The following is a 19909-nucleotide window of genomic DNA, read 5'->3' as shown; positions in this document are numbered from 1 at the left end:
ACGGGGGGGGGGGGGTGGGGGGGGGGGGGGGGGGGGGGGGGGGGGGGGGGGGGGGGGGGGGTGGGGTGGGGGTGGGGGGGGGGGGGGGGGGCCGCCCCCCGGGGGGGGGCCCCCACCAACCGTTTCCCGAGGATGGGAGCCCACCACCCGAATTCTTATATAAGTGTACCACACTTGGCTCGTTTTCGCAGTTCAGATGCGGTGTGAAGTTATCGGATCCGGTCTTGGGATGTTTCCGGTCAGACGAGTTTCTCCGGGTTGAACGCCCTCTTGGTTTCCTTGGCGAACTGGGCGAGCGAACCGCAGAGGTAGAAGGCCCGACCGAGCTCGTCGAGGCCCGAACCTGTCCTGTAGGCGTAGAGCACCGGGATGTCTTGCGCGCGATCTTTGCCGGAGTGCCAGGTATTGACCGTTTCGTACTTGACGGCGAAGGCGATGGCCACGTGCGGGAGGTAGAAGCGGTAGTCGCCGGTCGGGTCGATCGTGGGGTTCAGGGGGAGCCACCGCTTCAGGCGGTGCTCGACCGGCGTGCCGGTCCGGTCCATGGCGGCGTCGGTGGGCTGGCCGCTGTGGTCCAGGCAGCCGACGGCTTTCCCGAAAGCAATGATCCCGGGCTTGGGGTAGATCTTCGGCCGGGTCCGGTGGAGCGGGGCTCCGTACTGCTGCAGGATACCGGCCTTGTCCCAACGAGCGGCCGTGGCCGGGGAGACGCCGAGATACTTGGTGATCTCGGGGAGGCTCATACCGTCGGTTGCGGTGGGTTCCATGTCAGCCCTTCACGAAGTTCGTATGAGTGTACCGACGAGGGCCGGCGCGCCGTTGGCGGCAGACGGGTGGGGGCCGGCTTTGCCGTTTCCGGGCGGGGCCTGTCGGGAGGGGGTCTACCGGCCGGCGAGTGCAGGGGGCTCGCCCTGGGCGCGCGGCTGTTGGGCGACCAGGGCCCCGAAGACGACGAGGCGCCCGCGGGCGCTGAATTCTGGGGTGCACGTAGTCATCGTGAGGTACCGGCCGGAGGTGGTGAACGGTGAGCCATGCGGCACCGGTTCGAGAACGGAGACGTCGTCGGGGTCGGTTTCCGGAATGGACCCGGCGACCTGGTAGGTGAAGTAGGTCTCCGCTGTCTCGACGACGACCAGGTCGCCGGCCTTGAGCTTCCCCAGTTGACGGAACGGCTCGCCGTGGGTGGTGCGGTGCGCTGCCACGGCGAAGTTGCCGGCCGGGTCGGCAGGCAGGGCCGTGCCGCCGTAGTGGCCGACGAGTCCGCGGTCCAGGACGTCCTTCTTCCCGGTGCCCTCGGCAATCGGGTAGGTGATGCCGATGCTGGGCACGTGAAGGATCGCGAAGCCCTCGCCGGGGGAGAACGAGGACCTGAGGCTGGTACCGGGGGACGGGTCGCGCCACTGCTGCTGGAGTTCGACCAGGGTGTGCTCGGCGGAGGCTTCGGCCTCGACGTTGGTCCACCACAGCAGGTGAACGAGGTAGGCCACGATCACGAGGCCCAGCAGGACGGATGTTCCGCCGAGGGCTCGCAGCCACCGGTGGCGGCTTGTGGCCGCGAGCCCCGAACGGGGGCTGTCGTCGGAGGCCGTGGTGGAAGAGGGGCGGGTCGGGGCGTCAGCAGGGCGGCTCAAGGAAGGCATGTCACAGGTCCAGTGTGTAGAGGGCGGTCCGCGGCAGGGCGCTTGAACGGTCGACCGCATGAGGGGGACCCTGCGGGCGGCCTGCCGTGTGCGTGCCGGGGGCTGGGTTCGAAGCAGCCCGGGGCCGGGGCGGTCGTGGCCGGTGCCGCCCTGGTGGGTTGCGAGCGGCACTCCGTTGGCGAGGACGGCCGTGGGCGAAGGAGTCGGTGGATGGGCAGGTGCCGACTGCGGCGCTCAGCGGCGGAGTTCTGCCTGGTGGAGGTATGCGAGGTGCTCAGACCGGTGTGCTCGCGCGTGCTGGGCGGCGCGCCGCCGGAGATTCATGCCGCTGCGACTTCCACGATCACCGAGACGCAGATGCCGCACAGCACCTTCTCGACGACGATTTGCGAGATGTCCGACTCGAAGGAGACTTCTGCTTCGCACACCAGGCAGGTCAGGTGGAGAAGACGCCGCATCTGCATGGCCGTGAGAAGGCGCGCCGAAGCGAGGTAGTGGGGCTCGCCCACGCCGGCCACGAACAGCCGGAACAGCGTCCCGTCGCCGAGGGAGGTGATCTGTTCGACCCTGCACAGTCTCGGGTTCTTCTCCCCGGGGAAGGTGAAGAGGTCTCCGGCGCGCAACTGGGCGGGCAGGACAGCGGGTTCGGCCGCGGTGGCGAAGATCAGCGGGTTCACGGAACGGGAGCCTCCAGTCGAAGTGCGGTTCGGTCCCTCCGGCGGCGAGCACCGTGCGCGGGGAGCGAGCAGGCGTGAGCCTGCCGAGACGTGACGGGCAGGACACGGGGCCGTGGCCGGAAGGCGGCGGCGCGCGGCCGGCGCCGCCGCAGGGGGTTGGTGGGGAACATGCGCTGCAGCCCGCTCTCGTCGGTACTGGGACGAGAAGAATCATGCAGCCGGCGGCCTGTGGACAGTGACTGCCGTCTTCGGTCGAGCTGGGGCCAGGATCGCCTCGGGCTGCGTCGGCGGTTGCTGGTGCATACCGCTGCCGCGAGGTGGAGGGCCGGTTGGGCCTCGCGTGTCGTACCGGGCTCCGCGGCGCACGATCGGCTCCGGGACGGATCCTACTGGGCGGGCTCGGCCCCGCCGGGGGCGCCGATTGCGTCGGCCGCCTGTCGGTACCACCCGAGCGGCACTGCGACCGCGCGCAGGGTGCCGTGGTAGGTGATGCCGGTCGCACGAGAGCCGCCTCTGGCCATGCTGATGACCGCAGAGATGGAGTTCTTCGCATCGTTCGAGGTGAGCGATTCGGAGACCGGCCAGGTGACCAACGGCCAGTCGTTCACTGCCGCACACGCCTGCTCGTACCAGTTCGGCGGAACGAGTACGACATGGGGCGTGGCGCTGCGGCGGGTCACTCCGACAGCCCGGCCACCGAAGAACACGTACTCGATTGTTGCTGCCCAGGCGTTCCGGACCGCGTTGGCGGGGTGCATCTCCATGCCGTGCATCGTACGGAGCTGCCGAAAGCAGCGAAAATCGCGTGAACACAGAAAGTGACGAGAGTATGGAAACTGCCGAAACTGCTGAAATTGTCGAAACTGTTGAAAGTTCCGAAAATTCCATGTAGTCTCTCTGCGCCGAGTGAGGTGTCCTGGCGCGGCAACTTCGCATCAGCAGCGCCTTGTTGATGAATCCGCACCGCAGTCTCGGTGCTCCCGCCGTGCCGGCCCCGCCGCCAACTACCCACGGGCTGCCCAACGGCCGATCGCTCCAAGCCGGCATGCCGGACCGCAACGGGCGCCCGGCCCCATCCACCTGAGAGGTCGCCATGTTCGAACCGGTTGCCGCGGCAAGCAGCAGCACTGGCCTGCCCGCTCGTGCGGTCGCGGTGCCTGCGCATCTCACTCGCGCAACGATGCGCGACGTCCTCGGTACCGCCCGCGCCACCGCCCAGCGGTACGCGGACCTCGGCCTTCTGGCGGGGACCGGTCGCCGCTAGAACCCCGCGCCCGCACTAGCCATCCCTTCCCCGACTGCCTCCGCGGTGCCTGCCTGACAGCACGCCAGGGCGGGAGCCAAGGGCGTCACCTCGGAGCCACCTCATGACCACCACGGATGCCCGCATGCAGGTCCCTGACGCCACCAGGGCCCTCCTTCTGCCTGTGCAGCCTCACGCCGAGACCGGGCCGATGCGCCTTGGGGCGGGGGGAGTGCAGGCAGACGCGGCCCAAGGGGCGGCAGCCGGTGACTGGGCTATGGCTGCCGAGGGCCTCCTGGTCGAACACCGGGAAGCCCTGCACGGACAGGTCGAGACGCTCGGAGCCCACATCGCCGAGCAACTCCAGGCGTTCGCCGACCGGGCATCCGAACTGCTCGCTGGTGCCAGAGAAGAGGCTGCGGCAGCAGAAACGTTCCTCCGAAGCGCGGAGGAGAGCGCCGCCGCCATCAGGGCGGCGGCGCACGCGGACGCGGAGCGGGTCACAGCCGCCGCGGCCAGGGCCGCCGAGGCCGATGCGGCGGCCCTGGCCGCGGCGGCCCAAGTCCAGGCCGAGAAGATCGCGCAAGATGCCGAGGCCAAGAGGAACACCGCAGCTGCAGAGCGGGCTCGAGCAGATGAGCGCATCAACGCCGCCGACGAGTCGCGCAGGACGGCCGAGCGGCGAATCGCAGAGGCGGAGAAGGCCGAGGCGCGGAGCGCGGCGCGTGAGGCGCGTACGGACCGCGCCCTGCCGCGTCTCGCTCTCGCGACCATCATCATCCTCACGTCCACCGGCGAGTTCGAACTCGCCAAGCTCGTCGGCTGGCCGTGGTGGCTCGCATGGGCTTTCCCGGTGGCCATCGACAGCTACGTGGTGGCGGCCTTCCGCAAGCACCGCGACGACCGAGCCGCAGTGATGCTCATGGTCGCGCTGATGGCTGTCTCCCATCTGGCCGGTGCCAACGTGATCGCCACCGACCGGGTCGTGGTGGACGGCATCGTCGAACACCACACGCAGGCGTGGCTGATCGCGGCGGTCCCCAGCATCCTGCCGATCGTCCTGATGCGGGTCCACGTCCTGCTGAGGCCGCTGCCGCAGACAGCGAAGGAGCAACTCCCCGCCGGCCGCACCGCCGCAGCCACGCCCCGCCAGTTCCCTGTCGAGCCCCCGATGCCTGAACAGTCCGCTCCGCGCCGCCCACCCGCGCCCCAACCCAGCGCCGCCCAGACCCCTGCGGTGCCGGCGAAGGCCAAGCTTCACACGACGGCCGGCGCCCGCGGCCAGCAGCAGCCGGCCCCGCAGGCTCCCCGGGGCCGGCCTGCCGGGAGAGGACGGCACTTCCGGGCTCCGGAGCACATCGCAGCGGTCCGCGCCCGGATCCAGGCCGACCTGGACGCCAGGCGCAAGCCCAGCCCTTCGACGATCGCCAGCGAGTTCGAGGAGGACCCGGAGTGGGTCCGCAACCAGATCAGGGCCGCCACCAAGTAGGCGGCTCTGACCACCGAGAGCGCCGAGCACTTCGACACGACATCTCGATCAGGGACAGGAGTTGAACCATGGCCGAGGACGAATCCGCAACCGGCACGGAGCCGGCGGCGACTCCTGCGGCTGACACCGCTGCTGAGACGCCCCAACAAGACCGGACGCCCAAACCCCGAGTCTCCAAGATCCGCAGGCCGTACATGTGGGACCGCACCCGCGGCCCCGTCCCCCAGGGCACACCGTCTCCCGCGAGCGAGGCACCTTCCGAGCCGCCTGCCCCCGCCGCGGCAACTGGTGACTCCGGCCAGCAGGCCGACAACGCTCAGGAGAATCCGGTCGGCAGGGAAACAGCCCCGGCCGCCCCCGAGGAGGAAGCAAAGGAGGCCGGCCGGGACGAGGAGGACCCGGTCGAACCGCTAGTGTTCGCGCTCGCGAAGCGCCACGCCCTCTTCAAGCGGCTGCGGCCCGATCCGCCGCCACCCGCTCCGGAGACCGTCGAAGCCCACACCGAGCAGGACACGACGATCCACGTCGTCGTCTCCGACTCACGGGCGCGCTACGACGCGGCAGTCGACGATCTGGCGGAGGGCATCAGCGAGGAGCGGAAGGCGAGGTACCGCAAGCTCGCCGCCTTCCTGCTCGGGAGTTCCATCGGCTACTCCCTACAACTGGGGCGGGTCCTGTCCGCCAGCATGACCGCCGTCGCCCACACCAACCCGACGGGCGGGGCGCTCCTCGCCTGGGCCTACGCAGCCGCCGGGTCCGTCCTCGACTACGGCCTGCGCTTCGGCCGCCCCGCCTCGGACTTCCACACGCCGGGCAGCTGGCTGTACCTGGTCCTGATCCGGGTCCCCCTCTCCACTGCTGTCGTCGTGCTCTTCCTGACCCCCCTCGACCACGCCTGACCAAGGAACAAGGACCCTTCGCCATGACCCACCTCGCCCTCACCCCACTCGCCGAAGGCAGCACCGGAATCGGCAAGCAACTGGGCGCCTCCATAGGCTCGGGCGGCTTCGCACTCGTCATCACGGTGTACCTCATCGCCGGACTCTGGGGCGGCAGCCGCATCAAGATCCGCCCCGGCGCCCGGCCGGTCCTCGGCTACGTCGCGGGTCAGCTGTTCACCACCGCCGGAACGGTCTGGCAGACGCCGGCCGAACTCACCCGGTCGTTCAACGACACGTTCACGAGCCAGGACATGGGCCTCGGCACGATCCTCCCGGGTGCCCTCGCCCTCTGCATCGCCATCGTGATCTACGGGTTCGACAAGCTGCCCCCGTGGCTGGAGGTCTTCCTCGGCATGGCGCTGGTCACCCAGTGCGCGCTCGCCGGCAGTCCCATCGACGTTCCCGGCCGACTCCTGGCCGCTGCCCTGCAGCACATGCTGGGGGTCGGCTAGTGGCTGCCACCGCCTGGATACGCCGTGCCGGCAAGCGCACAGCCTCTCTCGCAACCGGCCTGTGCCGCAGCCTGCGGAACCTCGCTCATGCGTGGTTCCGAAAGCCGTCCATCAGGCGCCCCGAGCCACATTCCCTGCGGCCCTACCTGAGGGTGGGACTGCTGCTGCGCATGACCGCCACCGGCACGCCGGTTCTCGTCCGCCGGATCCGGACCCGGCTGTCCAAGCGCGAAGCGGTGAAGAACGCCGGCACCGCGGTCAATGGGGCGGAGGACGGTGGGGAACCCGCCAAGGACGTGAAGGACGGAACTGCCCGGCCTGCCGGCCGACGCAAGCGACGGGCCGGGGACGTCATCGGCCTGGCGGGATTCAGCGTGCTGCTCCTCGGCTACCCGCTCGTCGTCGCGATGGTGCACCTGGCGAGCGCCATCGCCCGATCCGGAATCGCGATGATCGTCGTGGCGACGTGCGTGCTCGCGTGGGCGGTCGCTGCGACCGCGAACAGCCCCCTGCGGCCCGCAGCCCGCCCTGCGGAGCAGGGAAAGCCCCCTGTGCCGAAGGCGCCGCGGGGACCCTCCCCGGTGGATGACGACGCGGCACTGCTGCGCTGGACCGAGGCGGCCATCGTCGCCGCGTTCCGGCGAGGACGCACCGGTCTCCAGATCATCGAGATGGTCAGCGTGCTCGAGAAGCAAGGCCATAGCGTCACCAAGGAGCACCTGCTCGAGCGCCTGCGCGCCCTGGGTGTACCGGTCCGCGAGGGGCTCGGTGCCGTCATCGACGGGAAGAAGACGACACGGGCAGGGGTACACCACTTGGACCTGGCGGAAAGCCTGCGCCGGCCGCTCCAAGCCGCCCAGCCCGTCCCCGCAGTCCACGACGAGCCCGCGAACCCGGGCAACCGGACGGCGGAATCCGGCGTCTCTGAAACGTAGTTGAGCTACGGTCGGCTGATCCTGTCAGCACGTACGGAGGCTGTGACGATGCACGACCGACCGCACCCGGCCGGAACCACGCACCGGGGCTGCGCCTCCCACTGCTGTTCCTGCTGCCGGGCCCACACCGAGTGCGGGTGCCGGCAGGCCGCGGGCAGCCCGGCCAGGAAGTCGCAGAAGAGCCCGGCCCACCTGGTCTGGCTCTTCGTCATCTGCGCCGGCTACCTCGCGCTCCATTGGCTCGTGAACCTGTTCTGATCCCGGCCGAGGGAGTTGGCGCACAAGCGGCCGGGACCCCGCCCTGCCCGCCCCCCACCCCCTGCCCTCTGGAGAAGACCATGTCCGAACTGCTCCTCACCGCCGCACGTCAGCTGCTCGCCCTCGTGTCGGACGGCTCCGTTCCCGCCGCACTCATCCCGATCACCGCGTGGGCGATGCTGGGGGTGCTCATTCTGGCTCGGCGCCTGGCCCACGGGTCGTCGTTCGGCCAGGTCCTCTACCCGACTCTCACGGTCATCGGCGAGGTCGCCGTCGAGCCTGCCCACTGGCAGGCGGTCACGGCGGGGGTGTGCGGGGTGTGGATCCTGCTGATGAAACTCACGCGACCCTCTTGTTGAACCCGGCGGCCGACATCTCGCCGGCGAGCCATCCAGCCGGGGGAGCCGAATGCGGTAGCGGCTCACGGTGAGTCCGGTCTCGGAACGTCGACCTCCAGGTAGAAGCCCCCGCGTCCACCGTTGTAGAGCAGCGAGCCCCATCCGAGCGGGCCGAGAACTGCCCGGCACTTCTCAAGTGCCTCCTGTGCCCGGTAGCGAACTCCGAGGCCCTGTGGGCCCGTCCAGTGGACACGGACAGAGCCGGCCGGAAGTTCGATGACGAGGTATCCCTCCCGGACGCAGGCACCGGTCTCGTCGACGGCACTCGGGATGATCCCCTCTGCCTCGAGTGCGAAGGCGATCGCCGCTGCAGGCTGGTTCAGTTCCCATGGAGCGGGACGGTCCGGTGCGCCGTGGACGCGTCGGACCTCAAGAACGGCAGCCCAGGTACGGGCCAGTTCCTCTTTCCTCAGGAGGGGATCCGCAGTCACCGGCCGGTTGCCGAAGCATGCGCCGGGCCCGCGGAGCAGGGGCGCGGGTGGTGCTGTGGCGGGCCGGTCCTGGGTGACGTCGGACGCTGCTGCGACTGCCTCCGCGCGGGCTGCCAGGCCTGCCGGGGTCAGGTAGGCGTCTCCGAGTCTGCCGTACCTGGCGGCGAGGCCCGCCTTCAGCAGCGCAGCCACGGCGGCAGGGGAGGCCCGCACGCGACCTGTGACGGGGTCCGCCGCTCCAAGGGCGGCGTGGAGCGGCGAGTTCGTGTGCGTCGGGGAGTGGTCGCTCATGCGCTGCTGTCCTGGGGGTGAGGGTCGGGTCGGCTCAGCGGCAAGCCTGCCGGAGCCATGGGAAGGACGCCGGAGCGCCTGGTGCCGGTTCGGCGCGGTCCCTGGGCCGCGGGTGACAGGAGGTCCGGCAGCGTCGGGCGTGCTGCCGCCCTGCCCCAGCGCGACTTGCCCGCGGGGGAGGCTGCCGGGCCGCAGCTGGCGGCTGTTGCCGGTCAGTACTTCGGGGCGTAGCCGGCTTCGGCTCGTTCGGCCTCCGTCTCGCCTCCCCAGGTGCCCCACCGACGTTCCTCCCGGGCCCTCTGCCGGCAGCTCACCTGCAGGAAGCACGTCGAACAGACTCCCTTGGCGAAGGCCTCGTCCTTGGCGTCGGTGCTGTGGAACATCTCCGGGTCGGTTTCGGCGCAGGGCAGCATGTCGGCAGTCACCTGCTGGTCGTGGTGGTCGAGAAAGTTCACAGCTCATCCTTCGGTGGTGGTCGGGCGTTTCGGGTCGCCGAGGAGGCGGGGGCCGGAGGCGCGCCGGGCAGAACCTCCAGCGCGGGTGTTGCCGGTGCGGCCAGCGCCGAGAAAGCGGGCGAAGTCCTCTTCCGGTTCGCGCATGGACGGCTTGCGGTGCACCCGGTTCTGGCGTTCGACTGCTGTTGCGATCAGATGGTTGGTCGGCGCGCAGCTGCGTGCGGCGCGTGCCGCGGCCACGGCGTCCAGGTAGCCAGCCGGGTGGGGCCGTCGCGGGCCGGGCACTTCGGGCCGCGGGGCCGGCGGCACCCCGGACGGGGAAAGGGGGGATGCGGTACCGCCCTGGACCCGCAGGGCGGTGATGCCGAGGAGTCCGGGCCTGGAGCGGAGCGTGGCGAGCAACTGCGGGGCGAGGAGCTTCACGTGGGTGGCGTAGGCGGGCGAGAGGGCGCGCAAGTGCAGTTCGCCCTTCGTGCGGTCGTAGCGCAGGAACGCGACGTGGTCGGACAGTTCGCCGACCGCTTGGCGCCACTGTGCGCCGACGTCCCCGGCAGACAGCGGTTCCTGCCAGCCCTCTCCGGAGACGAGCTGGGTCAGGACGCCGAGGAGACCAGTTGGTTCGCGCCCGTCGGCCCGGACCCGCTTGACGGCGTGCTTGCGCGGCTGCTGGACGCTCGTCTCGCTGCGGCGCGAAGCGGCTGCGGCGCGTGCCTGGCGCAGCGCGAGGCGGGCCAGGTCCGCCCGCGAGGACTCGTCTGAGTGGCTGCTCATCGAACGGGCCCAGTGCGCAGGTACCGGCCGGTTGTGGACAGCCGCATGACGCGGGTGACGAGATCCTCTCCGTAGAGGTCGGCTGCCGTTCTCGGCCCGGCTATCCGCACGGCCGAGAGCACCAGGTCGGGTCGGCCTGCCAGGTACTGGCTCCAGGCCATCTGGCGGACGTGGGCCTGCTGTTCGCGTGAGGGGACGGCTTCGGCTTCGGTCGTCTGCGGCGTGCTGAGGGACAGGGCCACCATGCGGCGGACGGCGATGCTGCGGGGGACGGGCAGCTCTGCCTGCCACGCGGCATGGCGTTCGTGTTCGGCGGTGGGGGAGTCACGCCACCAGGCAACGACGCGGTCCCGCTTGGCCGCGGTGTCGTAGAGCAGGTGCGCGCCGGCGAGCCGGCCGGTGAGGAAGCCCACGGGGCGGTGCACCAGGGCGGGGACGGCCTGCTGGGCCAGGACGGCGAGGACCTCTTCCGAGCGCCATCCGGAGTCGGAGACGTCCCGGACCGCCCACGCCACCCGGGCAGGGTCGCTCAGATGCAGCCACGGCACCTGCCGGACAAGTTTCTGGGCGAGACGGTGCCGTCGCCCCACCGCGTTGAGGGCCCTGGGCCCGTGCGGTGCGGCCGTGCTCTCGGAGGGAAGGCCTATGGATCCGTCACGGGGAACAGAACAGGTACCAGACTCCATTGGGGTGCAACGCAGGCGGCGCTTGGGCGGCGCCTTGCGGCCGCGCCGGCGCGCCCGTCCGGCGAGGGTGCGGGCTGCTTTGGCGCCCAGGCGGGCAAGCACGGTGCGCGAGGCGGGGGCCGCGCCGGTGACGGTACGGATGTGGGTGGTCGACGGGGTGGTTCGCAGGTCGAGGGCCGCGTCGAACGAGGCGGGGATGAGGCGGGCGAACACGGAGGCGATCGCGGTTTCCCCGCGGCGGCGTGTGCCCTTGGTGATGTACGCGATCAACCCGCTCTCGCGCAGCATGTCGAGGTGGTACTGCACCGTGCGCTCGGAGACGGCCAGCGTCCGGGCGAGGAATGCCACCCCGGGCCGGCACGGTGTCAGGTGGGCCAGGAGCCGGGCGATCCTCAGCGTGGTGGGCCCGAACTGCGGGCCGTGGCCCCGTGAGGGCGCGTACCCGCTCAGGTCCCCGATCCAGTGGACTGCTTGAAGCCAGGCGTAGGCCGACGGCGCGATGCGGCCTGTGGTCGCTTCGAGCCACTGGTGCTCGCCCGTGACCGGCGGCGGCGGAACGGCATTGGGAGGCACGGATCGTCCTGTCGAAGGGCGCGTTGGACCCGCGCTCGGACCCGGGGGTCCGAGCGCTATGGCCGACGGCCGGTGGGGAGGTGGGGGAGCGTCAGAAGAGGGAGAGCTCTTCGGGGGGCTGTCGGCGGTGGACTTCCTGCTCGGTCAGAGGGATGCGCTGATGGCCGCTCGCGCGTGCCGGCCGGCGCCGTGCTCCCGTGGCCCGGGGCTGGAACCGCGGGGCGCGGCAGACGATCTGCGGGCTCTGCGGGTTGGCGGCCTCTTCGGCGCACATGGTCGCGAGCTCCCTTACGTCCTGTTCGGAGAGCTTGGTCTGCTGGCGAACCCGGGTTTCGGACACGCCCTGGGTCAGGAGTTCGATGGCGCGGAGTTCGCGGTGGGCGCGGTCGGAGTTGAACTGAGGCCACGTGGAGTTGGCCGACACGCTGGTGCTCCTCTGTGCTCCCGCCCGCCCGCTGGGCCGGCGTCAGTTTGTCTGTGGAGTCGCGAGCAGAAGGGGTGCCGGACGCGCGATGCGGGTACTAGGGTCGTGACCCTGGCAGCACGGCGGCCGCACTCCGCATGCGGATCAGGCCGCCTGGGCTGTCCAAGCCTCGTAGGCGGTGGCGAGTCCGCAGCAGGGCGACTCGGGCAACGGAGGAGCGATGGGGAGGGTGGTTCCGCTCGGCAGCGGGGTGATTTCCCATGAAGCCGGACGAGATGGCACGATCCGGTGTCGATCCACTCCATGGTGCTGCGGGGGGACGGTGGCGGGTGGCAAACTCATCCTCGGCTCCATCAGTTGGTGACGCAGAACCGGGCCGTCAGGTTCCTAGGCCGTCAAGCGGCCCGGTCCCGCGTCATCCGCACCCGCGGGTGCGTTCATGGGTAGGAAAGAGGCATGGCGATCCCCTAGGGGCTGTCACGCCAAGATCCTCGACAGGCACGCTACGTGATGTAAGTTTGGTGATCAAGCCGATTCCCAAATTTGCAGTGAACTGACTGGGAGTTTCTGCATGCCCGCACGCCAATTCGACGGCTCCGCCTTCCAAGCGGTGTGCTCGGAGCGGGCTTTGACGCCGCAGAACGTCGCCGACCAGGTGGGCGTCTCCAGAGCCACGGTGGGCAACTGGCTGAAGGGACGCGCCTTCCCTGAACTCCACCGGCTCCCGGCACTCGCCAAGATCCTTGGCAAGCCCCTCGACGTGGCGTTCCCTCGCAGCGGCGAGCCGGACCTGGCCGACCTGCGCAACGACGCCGGGCACACGCAGAAGACCGCAGCCGAGGCGATCGGGATGAACACCCACATCGCCGTGGCCCGCGCCGAGCAGGGAACGCGTCGGCTCGCCGCCGGGGATGCCGCGCTGCTCGCAGAGCTGTACAAGGTCACCGCCGATGAACTGGCCGCAGCTCAGGACCGCTCCTTCGGAGAGGCCGGACAGGCCGAGCCCGAGCAGCAGAGCTTCTGCTCCATCCTCAACGAGCTCTACGCCACCGACGGCAGACCGGGTGCCGAACTCGACTCCCTCGTCGCCGACAAGCTCAACGCCCGGGCCAAGTCCCCGTCGCTGACAGCGGGTCGAGTAGCCGGCCTGCGCAGCGGTGAAATCACTCCCCACCTGCTCGTAGCGGACGCAGGGGTCCTCTTCGACGTCCTCGGCCAGGTGCTGGACGTCTCGCCAGCGGTCTTCAAGCAGCGCGACGAGCTCGAACGGCAGCTCCAGGACACCCTTCTCGCACTCAGCGCCCTGCAGAAGGGCGATGTGCGCCTGGCCGCCCGAGGCGGTGAGGGCCGAGCACTGGGCCGAGCCATGATGAAAGCCGCTTTCAGGGCGGTCACCAGCCAGCCCAGGCGGAAGGCCTAGACCGGCTCGTCGCAGCGCCCTCGCCAGCCGTCGCCCCCGCGGACGACGCCCAGCGCGCTGTCGATGCAGCCCCACGGCGGCCGGCCGAACCCCGCACCGCGGATCTCCGTGAGGCTGGCCCCGCCGTCCGGGCAGGCCTCCGGGAACGAGCACAGAGGACCCCCGCACGTGCCGAGCCGCGCGGAGCGTTCCTTCGGGTGATCGGCGTCGGCGGGGACGCCCCGCGGCGATCCCGAGGGGAGCCGCTGCTGCGGTCTACTGCACCGCCTCCAGCTCGACGGCTCGCGCCACGACACGGTGGGCCTGCTCGACCGTGACGCTCCTGTAGTGCTGCTCTACGAGGCCCAGCCACGATGCCTCGCTCACGCTGTTGTTGATCGGCTTGCTGGGAAGCGCGGCCGAGGCCACCTCCCAGTGAAGACCGCACGACTTGGCGGCCATTGCGGCCCGGACCCAGTAGGCCTCGGTCGCAGCCTGCTCCGCCTCCTGCCCCTCGGCGGCCTCCCCCGCGGCCGTCAGCAGGTCCGGCGGCGCGAAATGCCGCAGTTGCTCCAAGGCGTCGGCGATGTCCTGGACCACGCGGTCGAGCCGGACGTCGAGGGGGACGGACACCCGCGCCAGCGCCCGCAGCCGTCCCACCGTCGGGAAGAACGGCTGCTCCATCTCCGGGAACGCCCGCCGCAGGTCCCGCCACAACGGGTGAAGGCCCCACAGGGACCGGGCCGTCCGCAAGCGCTCGTACCCGACCTGCGAGGAGGGAAGGCACGCCCCGGCGGCGAAGAGGACGAACAGGGCCATCTGCAGAACGTCCGTCCACATGGCGAGCGAGTGGCTGAAGGAACCGCTCGGCGGGGACAAGCAGACCGCAAGCCACATGAACGAGATCCGGATGACGGCATAGAGGACGCCCATCGCCATCGCGATCGTCATCAGCCCGAGCGCCAGCCGCATGAGGGTTGACTTCGCGCACCGAAGAGCGGCGCCCCACCGGTACCCGCACAGGGCAGTCGCACTGCCGAGGTACAGGTAGAACACGCTCATGTAGGCGGTCGCCCCCAGCTGGCCGACGTGCTCCGGTACGAACTCCACGGACGGACGGGAGCGGTCGACCACGGTGAAGAACAGCGCGGTCATCAGCACCATCGCCGCGAGAGCGGTCTTGGCAGCGCCGCCCCGGTGCAGCCAACTGTCGAAGGGATGCTCAGGTTTCTCCTCACTCCCGTCCCCGCCGAAGATCGTGGCGATGTAGCTCAGGATCGCGAGCACCGCCAAGGCCGCGGCGTAGTGCTTGAGGAGGACGGACAGGTCGGTGATGCGCGAATCGTTCAGCGTTGCCTGAGCCACCGGGGTCTTCAGCCACAGGGCGCCCGCGAAACCGGCGTAGCACCCGAACAGCGCCCGACGGTGCGGATCGCCATGGACCATCGCCGGAGCCCGCGACACCGCCACCGCGGTCATCAGGAGTGCAACTGCGTACGACAGGAAGGACATCACGGTCAGTTCTCAGCCTCGGAAGCGCAAGGGAGGAGCCATCGGTCGGGATAGCGACATGACGAGGCGGCCGTAGGGGTCCTCGCCCTCCTGGTACCTCGTCTGCGCCATGTACTTGACCCACGAGGCGCCCACTTCAGCCTGCTGCTCCTGCAGGTTCGCGTAGCTGGAGGTCCGGGCCTGGACGAGCGGTCCCACCCCCTGCTGTTCGAGGAAGGCCTGCAGTTGCGCGGACAGCACCTCCTGCGACTCCTGGGTGTCCAGCGACTCCCCGTGCTCGAGCCACTCGTGGACGATCTCGTGGAGAATGATGTGCCGGGTCTGGTACTCGGTCGGCCGGGGGCGGAAGAACAGAAACGAGGCATCCGGCGTCCAGACGCGCAGGCCGCACGCCGTTGTGACGTCGGGTTCCCAGGCGTCGATCGGGACGAGGAAGATTCGCCGCCCGCGTACCCGCTCGATGTTGGCGATCAGCCCCTCCACGGTGAACTCGCCCTCCGGAAGCGGGAGGTCAGCCAGGGCTCGCGACAGGTCCCTTTGCAGGCTCCGGCCCCGGCGCTGACGCGCTGCCTGGCGCAGCTCTCCGAGCAGCGGCCATCTCCCGGTCCCAACCATGTGCCCCCCAAAGGCGATCCGCGTCGTTCAGCGGCTTCTGCACAAGCGCGCACCCCCATCGACGGGGATCACGGCACCTGTGATGTAGTCGGCGCCGCGGCCGGCGAGGAACCGGGCCGCGAATGCCAGATCGGCAAAGTCGGCAGGTCCACCGGGGGTGGAATCCCTCGGTGGGTAGACCCCGCCGTAGTAAGGAGTCGGACGCGGAGCCACCAACTCGGAGCCCGCGTCCACAGCGTTGACCGTGACCCGGTACTTCGCTCCCCCGAGAGCGAGTTCCTCCACCAGTTCGGCTACGCCGTCCCCGGTCCGTCGGTGCGGAGCACCGCCGTTCACGATGACCAGACGCCCGTAGTCGTATTGAGCCATGCGTTGGACCGCATGAGTGGCGAACCCGACCAGCCCACGGCCGCCTGGAAGCAACGCTTCTCTTCCACGCGCTGATGTGATATCAGTCACGCACTGGTCGGCGATCACCACCTGCGGGACTCCGGATGCACCCTCGATTGTGCTGAAGGCGGCGCCCACTTCGGCTTCGGATTCGAGCCCGCTCGCAACTGCGAGGATCCCGAGCCCGGACAGGTCTTGCGGGAGGCCGCCACTCCTGCTGACGAATGCCACGCGGTCGCCCTGGAGGGCGAATACCTGCGCTGCGGCGTCGGCGAACCCGTGGCCACCGTCCGTTACGACTATGACGCGACTCACCGGACCTCCTTGCCGCCATGCATGCAGGCGGCCTGCCTGCCAGCATCCTGAGCATCCGTCAACTCGGGCGATTGCAGGGAAAGACTCCTGTGGACACACAGAGTAACGGAGCGGGCGCCAAAAAAAGAAGCCGAGACCGAGACCTCGGCACCCGGCCGACTGGGATCTGCAAGCGGGCCGAGGGCTCGCGAAGCGGGCTGCGCCAGTGCAGCATGGTGGGTCGTTGGTGCACCACCTGCGTACCTGCCGGCCGCTGCCGGTGTAGGCGGCAAGCATCGCAGGCGGCCGGACCGCAGCGGGGCCTGCTCGGGAACCCGAAGCCCCGGACAGGCATCCAGGCCAATGTATGGTGAGCGCCGCTCACGGCGCAGTTCCGCGCCTGCCCCCGCGCCGGCGGAGGCCGGGTGGGCGGGGACCTGCACACGAGGACCGGTACGCGGAAGGGAGGTGGGCACGGTGGGACGTCCGCGCAGCGCCGGTGAGGCCGCCATGTGGCTCGAACTCATCCTCCACCCCCTCTCTCCGCGGAGCCCCCAGGCCCCTGCGAACGCGGGTCCGGCCTGTCGACGGGATCGTCACGACGCGAACGGTCCGCTTGCTGAGGCTCGATTATGACCACCCGGCCAGAACGGCACTAGGGGAACTTTTTTCCCGGTGTTTCCATCACCTCTAATTCGACCGACGACGAACAGCTCTCCGTGACGTGACGGAGGCCACAAGGAGCAACGGCGGACGTGGCCAACAAAGAAGCTCTGCAGAAGCTCTTGATGCTGAAGCGGCAGCAGCTCGACCCTGCCAAGTTCGGCATCGCGCGCCGCCGGGGCGGCCGGGGGCGGACCCTTGTCGCCGGGCTGACCCAGGGAGAGGCGTGCGCGGTCCTCGGCTGGAGCGAGGGCACCTACGGAAAGGTCGAGCGCGGGGACCTCGAACTCACGGCACCGCGGTTCGAGGAACTGGCCCGGCTGTTCGAGTTCACCGAAGAGGACTGGCGCAACGGCTGGAGCTACTCCTTCGGCGGCGAGCCGCCGTACCCGCTGCACCCCCAGACCGCGTACATCGTCGTGCCGCACTGGATCAAGGTCCTCGGCGCCATGGGGGTCCCCGGCTACATCAGCTGCCCGGGCTGGAACATCCTGGCGACCAACCCGGGGTTCCAGGCCCTCTTCCTGCCCGGTGACGAGCCGTCCAACATGATGCGCTGGATGATCCTCGACCCGCGGGCCCGGGAACTGTACCTCGGGGACTGGGCGGCGAGCTGGGCGACGGCAGCCCTTCCCCAGCTGCGCGCGGCCGTCGCGCGGCACCCGGACAACGAGACCCTCCAGAAGCTCGAACACGACGTGCTCCTCGACGAGGAGGCCGGCCCCCTCTACCGCTCCTGCCCCGATTCGCTCGACACCCCGGATGGTCACACCAGACCCTTCCGGCATCCCGTGCTCGGCTGGACGCAGGTCACCCTGTGCGCCGCGATGCCACAGGTCAGCCCAGGCCAACTGCTGATGTGCCTCCTGTTCGACACAGGCGCTGGCGCGTAAGTCCGGACACCTGCCGAACGCACCTACCGGGACGACTACGATGCATCAGCGCCCTTCGCCGAGCTGCGGACGCATCGCGATACGGAGATCCATGAACCCCATCTCGACGCCGTCGACGCAGCCTTGGACCGGCTTCCTCGAGCGCGTGGGAGTGCCCGCATACGTGAGCGATGCGAACTGGGACCTCCGAGATTCGAATGACATGTTCGATGAGATCTTCGAAGCGGGCCACAGACCGAGGAACATCATGGAGTGGGCTCTGCTCGATCCTGTGGCCAAGACCTACCTGGGTGACTGGGCGCAGGTGTGGGCCCCTCCGATGGCGGCCCAACTGCGCCTCGCGATCTCCCAGCGGCCCCAGGACCCACAGCTCGGCGAGCTCGGTGAGCGCGTCGCCCGGGACCCTCTCGCCGGACCGATCTACCAGGGCGTCGACCCGGCTGATCCAGGCCTTCCCGACGGCGCATGCCGGCCGCTCTGGCATGCGGCCCGCCAACAGTACGTGGTGGCTGCGATATCGGTTGCCGAGCTGTACACCCCTCCCGGAGCGCGACTTGTCTTCGTCATCGTCCCCCGGCCCGCGGGGAGTCCCCCAGCAGGCGAGCGGCGGCCCTTCGATGTCTGATGCTGACGGGCAGTTGATCTCGCCCGCACTTCGGGTCCTGGTTGGCCGAACGACCGCCGCGGCCTACATCTGCGACCTCTCCTGGAGGATCATCACCTTCAACCCGGGATTCCAGGCTTTGTTCGGCGCCGGAACGATACCCACGAACATCATGGAGTGGATGACCCTCGACCCTCAGGCCCGGAAGCTGCACCTAGGCAGGGATGAGCAGGAGTGGCGAAGGTACTGGCTGGGGCCGGCACTGGCTCACCTTCGGTTCTCAGCCGGGCAGCACCCCCACAACGCGGCTCTGAACGCCTTGGTCCGCCAGATTTCCGCCGACCCGACCGCGGGCGCGGCCTATGCCGAGGCGACGGCCGCGTACGAACACCCCGACGGGATGGTGCGGCCGTTCTGGCACGCGGGGGCCGGTCAGTGGGGCGATCTCACGATCTGCGCATCCCAACCGGTCGGCCATCCCGACGTGCGCCTGTTCATGCTCCTGTTCGATCCCTACTGAGGATCGGCGGGGAGGGAACGGCGAGAGCGAGGGCAAGAATTTCATTACCTTCTCTTGGTAATCGACTCCCTTGCTCTACGATCCACTCACCTTGTTCGCTCACATCCGCCACATCGCCTCATGAGGAACGGCTGACATGCCCCCAGCAGCATTCGCGACCCGGCCAGCGGTCGCGCTCCCGCGCTACCAGGTCTCCCTCGAAGCCATCATCGCCGATACCAGGCGCAGAAATCCGAATCACCCTAAATGGGCTTTTATTGAGCGGGTCATGGGTAACACGGGGGTCAAGAACCGCTGGTTCGTCGAGCCCTTCGAGAGCACGGTCGACCCCGACCGGAAGTATCACGAACGCAACGCCGTGGCGTGGACCCACATACAGGCCCTGGCCGAGCGGGCAGCACGTGAGGCCCTGTCTCACGCCGGGCTGCGGCCGGCTGACATCTCCGCCGTCATCACGAGCCACTCCACTGGCGACGTACTGCCCGGGCTCGACGTCCACCTCGTCAACGCCCTTGAACTCCCCGAGGACGTACGCCGGATCCCGATGACACAGCTCGGCTGTGTCGGTGGCGCCCACGCCATGATCCGCGCGCTCGAGCAGGCCCGGCTCTACCCCGGCCAGCACGTACTCGTCGTTCTCGGCGAAGCTCTCAGCACCATCTACGATCCCCATACCCAGAACATCGAAGGCCACATCTTCAACACCCTGTTCGGGGACTCAGCCAGCGCGTTCGTTGTCAGCAGTACACCCCTCCAAGCCTCCTGCCTGGCTCTCGAACCCCAGACATGGGAAGCCGTCCTGCCCCACAGCACCCAGCGCTACCGCAAGGACCTCAGCCCCTCTCGAGCCCACTTCTACTCGACGAAGGAAGCCACCAGCGCAGTCCCCGAGATCGGCGCAGGACTCAAACGCTGGCTGGACAAGACCCCCTGGCCCCTCGAGTTCGCCGTCGCACACAGCGGAGGACCCGCCATCCTGAACAGCTTCGCAGACGTCCTGGATGTCCCGGCCCACTACCTCGACCGGTCGTGGGAAAGCCTCCGCACGCTCGGGAACATCGGAGGAGGCAGCGTGATCGACGTCCTCCGCCGGACCTTCGACAGCCCGCCCGCCCACGGAGCCCAAGGCGTCCTCGTCGGCGTCGGCCCCGGCTTCTCGGGCGCTGCGCTTCGTTGCACCTGGCACAACGAACGGACCTGACCCGAGCCACTTTCCTCCTGGTCGGGGCCGGAATCCCCGCCGTGCCAGATCAGGCTGCAGAACCTTTCGACCTGTTCCTGCAGGCTGCGGTCCACGGCGCCCGTCGCCCTGAGCCGACTGCCGGGCCCGATGCCACGCCGCGGGACGGCGCACT

23 protein-coding genes are annotated in these 19909 nt (G+C 69.6%); 11 read left to right on the top strand and 12 right to left on the bottom strand.

Annotation, left to right across the window (positions count from 1 at the left end; genetic code table 11):
- Nucleotides 1-239 precede the first annotated feature (239 nt).
- The 4 genes from ACIP60_RS24935 to ACIP60_RS24920 form a co-directional block, all read right to left on the bottom strand.
- Nucleotides 240-767, bottom strand: coding sequence for a hypothetical protein (locus ACIP60_RS24935; RefSeq protein ID WP_400687919.1), 528 nt, complete (start codon nucleotides 765-767; stop codon nucleotides 240-242).
- Between the two features lie 114 nt (nucleotides 768-881).
- Nucleotides 882-1631 (bottom strand): class E sortase, encoded by a 750-nt coding sequence (locus ACIP60_RS24930; RefSeq protein ID WP_400687917.1) that lies wholly within the window; start codon nucleotides 1629-1631, stop codon nucleotides 882-884.
- A gap of 329 nt (nucleotides 1632-1960) precedes the next feature.
- Nucleotides 1961-2317 carry a hypothetical protein gene (locus tag ACIP60_RS24925; RefSeq protein WP_400687915.1) on the bottom strand — a complete coding sequence of 119 codons (357 nt, stop codon included), beginning with the start codon at nucleotides 2315-2317 and terminating at the stop codon, nucleotides 1961-1963.
- A 386-nt stretch (nucleotides 2318-2703) separates the two neighbouring features.
- Entirely contained in the window at nucleotides 2704-3081 is a 378-nt protein-coding gene (locus ACIP60_RS24920) for a hypothetical protein (protein ID WP_400687913.1), read from the bottom strand.
- 603 nt (nucleotides 3082-3684) lie between these two features.
- Between ACIP60_RS24920 and ACIP60_RS24915 the strand changes: the two genes are divergently transcribed.
- The 6 genes from ACIP60_RS24915 (at nucleotide 3685) to ACIP60_RS24890 (ending at nucleotide 7994) form a co-directional block, all read left to right on the top strand.
- Nucleotides 3685-5049: a hypothetical protein gene (locus tag ACIP60_RS24915; protein ID WP_400687911.1), complete on the top strand. Its 1365-nt coding sequence runs from the start codon at nucleotides 3685-3687 to the stop codon at nucleotides 5047-5049.
- A gap of 194 nt (nucleotides 5050-5243) precedes the next feature.
- Nucleotides 5244-5948 carry a hypothetical protein gene (locus ACIP60_RS24910; RefSeq protein WP_400687908.1) on the top strand — a complete coding sequence of 235 codons (705 nt, stop codon included), beginning with the start codon at nucleotides 5244-5246 and terminating at the stop codon, nucleotides 5946-5948.
- 23 nt (nucleotides 5949-5971) lie between these two features.
- Nucleotides 5972-6442 carry a hypothetical protein gene (locus tag ACIP60_RS24905; RefSeq protein ID WP_400687906.1) on the top strand — a complete coding sequence of 157 codons (471 nt, stop codon included), beginning with the start codon at nucleotides 5972-5974 and terminating at the stop codon, nucleotides 6440-6442.
- A 152-nt stretch (nucleotides 6443-6594) separates the two neighbouring features.
- A complete protein-coding gene (locus ACIP60_RS24900) occupies nucleotides 6595-7377 on the top strand; it encodes a hypothetical protein (RefSeq protein WP_400687904.1) in 783 nt (260 codons plus the stop codon).
- 48 nt (nucleotides 7378-7425) lie between these two features.
- The gene (locus ACIP60_RS24895; RefSeq protein WP_400687902.1) at nucleotides 7426-7635 is read left to right on the top strand and encodes a hypothetical protein; all 210 of its coding nucleotides are present in this window, start codon (nucleotides 7426-7428) and stop codon (nucleotides 7633-7635) included.
- 80 nt (nucleotides 7636-7715) lie between these two features.
- The gene (locus ACIP60_RS24890) at nucleotides 7716-7994 is read left to right on the top strand and encodes a hypothetical protein (RefSeq protein WP_400687900.1); all 279 of its coding nucleotides are present in this window, start codon (nucleotides 7716-7718) and stop codon (nucleotides 7992-7994) included.
- A 62-nt stretch (nucleotides 7995-8056) separates the two neighbouring features.
- Here the strand turns inward: ACIP60_RS24890 and ACIP60_RS24885 are convergent, their stop codons facing one another.
- The 5 genes from ACIP60_RS24885 to ACIP60_RS24865 form a co-directional block, all read right to left on the bottom strand.
- On the bottom strand, nucleotides 8057-8755 hold the full coding sequence (locus tag ACIP60_RS24885) for a hypothetical protein (RefSeq protein WP_400687898.1): 699 nt from the start codon (nucleotides 8753-8755) through the stop codon (nucleotides 8057-8059).
- Between the two features lie 212 nt (nucleotides 8756-8967).
- Nucleotides 8968-9210 (bottom strand): WhiB family transcriptional regulator, encoded by a 243-nt coding sequence (locus ACIP60_RS24880; protein WP_400687896.1) that lies wholly within the window; start codon nucleotides 9208-9210, stop codon nucleotides 8968-8970.
- A 3-nt stretch (nucleotides 9211-9213) separates the two neighbouring features.
- Nucleotides 9214-9981 (bottom strand): DciA family protein, encoded by a 768-nt coding sequence (locus tag ACIP60_RS24875; protein ID WP_400687894.1) that lies wholly within the window; start codon nucleotides 9979-9981, stop codon nucleotides 9214-9216.
- Nucleotides 9978-11240, bottom strand: coding sequence for a transcriptional regulator (locus tag ACIP60_RS24870; RefSeq protein ID WP_400687892.1), 1263 nt, complete (start codon nucleotides 11238-11240; stop codon nucleotides 9978-9980). The genes ACIP60_RS24875 and ACIP60_RS24870 overlap by 4 nt, the downstream gene beginning before the upstream one ends.
- A 91-nt stretch (nucleotides 11241-11331) precedes the next feature.
- A complete protein-coding gene (locus ACIP60_RS24865; protein WP_400687890.1) occupies nucleotides 11332-11664 on the bottom strand; it encodes a hypothetical protein in 333 nt (110 codons plus the stop codon).
- A gap of 571 nt (nucleotides 11665-12235) precedes the next feature.
- On the opposite strand from ACIP60_RS24865, the gene ACIP60_RS24860 reads away from it, so the two are divergent.
- Nucleotides 12236-13084, top strand: a complete 849-nt coding sequence (locus tag ACIP60_RS24860; protein ID WP_400687888.1) for a helix-turn-helix transcriptional regulator — start codon at nucleotides 12236-12238, stop codon at nucleotides 13082-13084.
- A gap of 255 nt (nucleotides 13085-13339) precedes the next feature.
- On the opposite strand, the gene ACIP60_RS24855 is transcribed toward ACIP60_RS24860, so the two are convergent.
- From ACIP60_RS24855 to ACIP60_RS24845, 3 genes are all read right to left on the bottom strand, one after another.
- On the bottom strand, nucleotides 13340-14575 hold the full coding sequence (locus ACIP60_RS24855; protein ID WP_400687886.1) for an MAB_1171c family putative transporter: 1236 nt from the start codon (nucleotides 14573-14575) through the stop codon (nucleotides 13340-13342).
- A gap of 12 nt (nucleotides 14576-14587) precedes the next feature.
- A complete protein-coding gene (locus ACIP60_RS24850; RefSeq protein WP_400687884.1) occupies nucleotides 14588-15058 on the bottom strand; it encodes a toxin in 471 nt (156 codons plus the stop codon).
- 159 nt (nucleotides 15059-15217) lie between these two features.
- Nucleotides 15218-15895, bottom strand: coding sequence for a hypothetical protein (locus tag ACIP60_RS24845; RefSeq protein WP_400687882.1), 678 nt, complete (start codon nucleotides 15893-15895; stop codon nucleotides 15218-15220).
- Between the two features lie 734 nt (nucleotides 15896-16629).
- Between ACIP60_RS24845 and ACIP60_RS24840 the strand changes: the two genes are divergently transcribed.
- From ACIP60_RS24840 to ACIP60_RS24825, 4 genes are all read left to right on the top strand, one after another.
- The gene (locus ACIP60_RS24840; RefSeq protein WP_400687880.1) at nucleotides 16630-17430 is read left to right on the top strand and encodes a helix-turn-helix transcriptional regulator; all 801 of its coding nucleotides are present in this window, start codon (nucleotides 16630-16632) and stop codon (nucleotides 17428-17430) included.
- Between the two features lie 91 nt (nucleotides 17431-17521).
- Entirely contained in the window at nucleotides 17522-18055 is a 534-nt protein-coding gene (locus ACIP60_RS24835) for a hypothetical protein (RefSeq protein ID WP_400687878.1), read from the top strand.
- Complete coding sequence (locus ACIP60_RS24830) at nucleotides 18048-18554, top strand: hypothetical protein (protein ID WP_400687876.1); 507 nt, start codon at nucleotides 18048-18050, stop codon at nucleotides 18552-18554. Before ACIP60_RS24835 ends, ACIP60_RS24830 begins: the two co-directional genes overlap by 8 nt.
- Nucleotides 18555-18690: 136 nt before the next feature.
- Nucleotides 18691-19755, top strand: a complete 1065-nt coding sequence (locus ACIP60_RS24825) for a PhlD (protein WP_400687874.1) — start codon at nucleotides 18691-18693, stop codon at nucleotides 19753-19755.
- The last annotated feature ends 154 nt before the right edge of the window (nucleotides 19756-19909 follow it).

It is taken from the genome of Kitasatospora sp. NPDC088783, assembly GCF_044750705.1.
Classification (GTDB): domain Bacteria; phylum Actinomycetota; class Actinomycetes; order Streptomycetales; family Streptomycetaceae; genus Kitasatospora; species Kitasatospora fiedleri.
This window is presented reverse-complemented; position numbering and strand designations above follow the sequence as displayed.

Excerpts from the sequence above, each read along its gene's own strand:
- ACIP60_RS24935 (WP_400687919.1), bottom strand. The coding sequence starts at position 767 with ATGGAACCCACCGCAACCGACGGTATGAGCCTCCCCGAGATCACCAAG.
- ACIP60_RS24920 (WP_400687913.1), bottom strand. The coding sequence starts at position 3,081 with ATGGAGATGCACCCCGCCAACGCGGTCCGGAACGCCTGGGCAGCAACA.
- ACIP60_RS24915 (WP_400687911.1), top strand. The coding sequence starts at position 3,685 with ATGACCACCACGGATGCCCGCATGCAGGTCCCTGACGCCACCAGGGCC.
- ACIP60_RS24910 (WP_400687908.1), top strand. The coding sequence starts at position 5,244 with ATGTGGGACCGCACCCGCGGCCCCGTCCCCCAGGGCACACCGTCTCCC.
- ACIP60_RS24905 (WP_400687906.1), top strand. The coding sequence starts at position 5,972 with ATGACCCACCTCGCCCTCACCCCACTCGCCGAAGGCAGCACCGGAATC.
- ACIP60_RS24895 (WP_400687902.1), top strand. The coding sequence starts at position 7,426 with ATGCACGACCGACCGCACCCGGCCGGAACCACGCACCGGGGCTGCGCC.
- ACIP60_RS24890 (WP_400687900.1), top strand. The coding sequence starts at position 7,716 with ATGTCCGAACTGCTCCTCACCGCCGCACGTCAGCTGCTCGCCCTCGTG.
- ACIP60_RS24885 (WP_400687898.1), bottom strand. The coding sequence starts at position 8,755 with ATGAGCGACCACTCCCCGACGCACACGAACTCGCCGCTCCACGCCGCC.
- ACIP60_RS24875 (WP_400687894.1), bottom strand. The coding sequence starts at position 9,981 with ATGAGCAGCCACTCAGACGAGTCCTCGCGGGCGGACCTGGCCCGCCTC.
- ACIP60_RS24860 (WP_400687888.1), top strand. The coding sequence starts at position 12,236 with ATGCCCGCACGCCAATTCGACGGCTCCGCCTTCCAAGCGGTGTGCTCG.
- ACIP60_RS24855 (WP_400687886.1), bottom strand. The coding sequence starts at position 14,575 with ATGTCCTTCCTGTCGTACGCAGTTGCACTCCTGATGACCGCGGTGGCG.
- ACIP60_RS24835 (WP_400687878.1), top strand. The coding sequence starts at position 17,522 with ATGAACCCCATCTCGACGCCGTCGACGCAGCCTTGGACCGGCTTCCTC.
- ACIP60_RS24830 (WP_400687876.1), top strand. The coding sequence starts at position 18,048 with ATGTCTGATGCTGACGGGCAGTTGATCTCGCCCGCACTTCGGGTCCTG.
- ACIP60_RS24825 (WP_400687874.1), top strand. The coding sequence starts at position 18,691 with ATGCCCCCAGCAGCATTCGCGACCCGGCCAGCGGTCGCGCTCCCGCGC.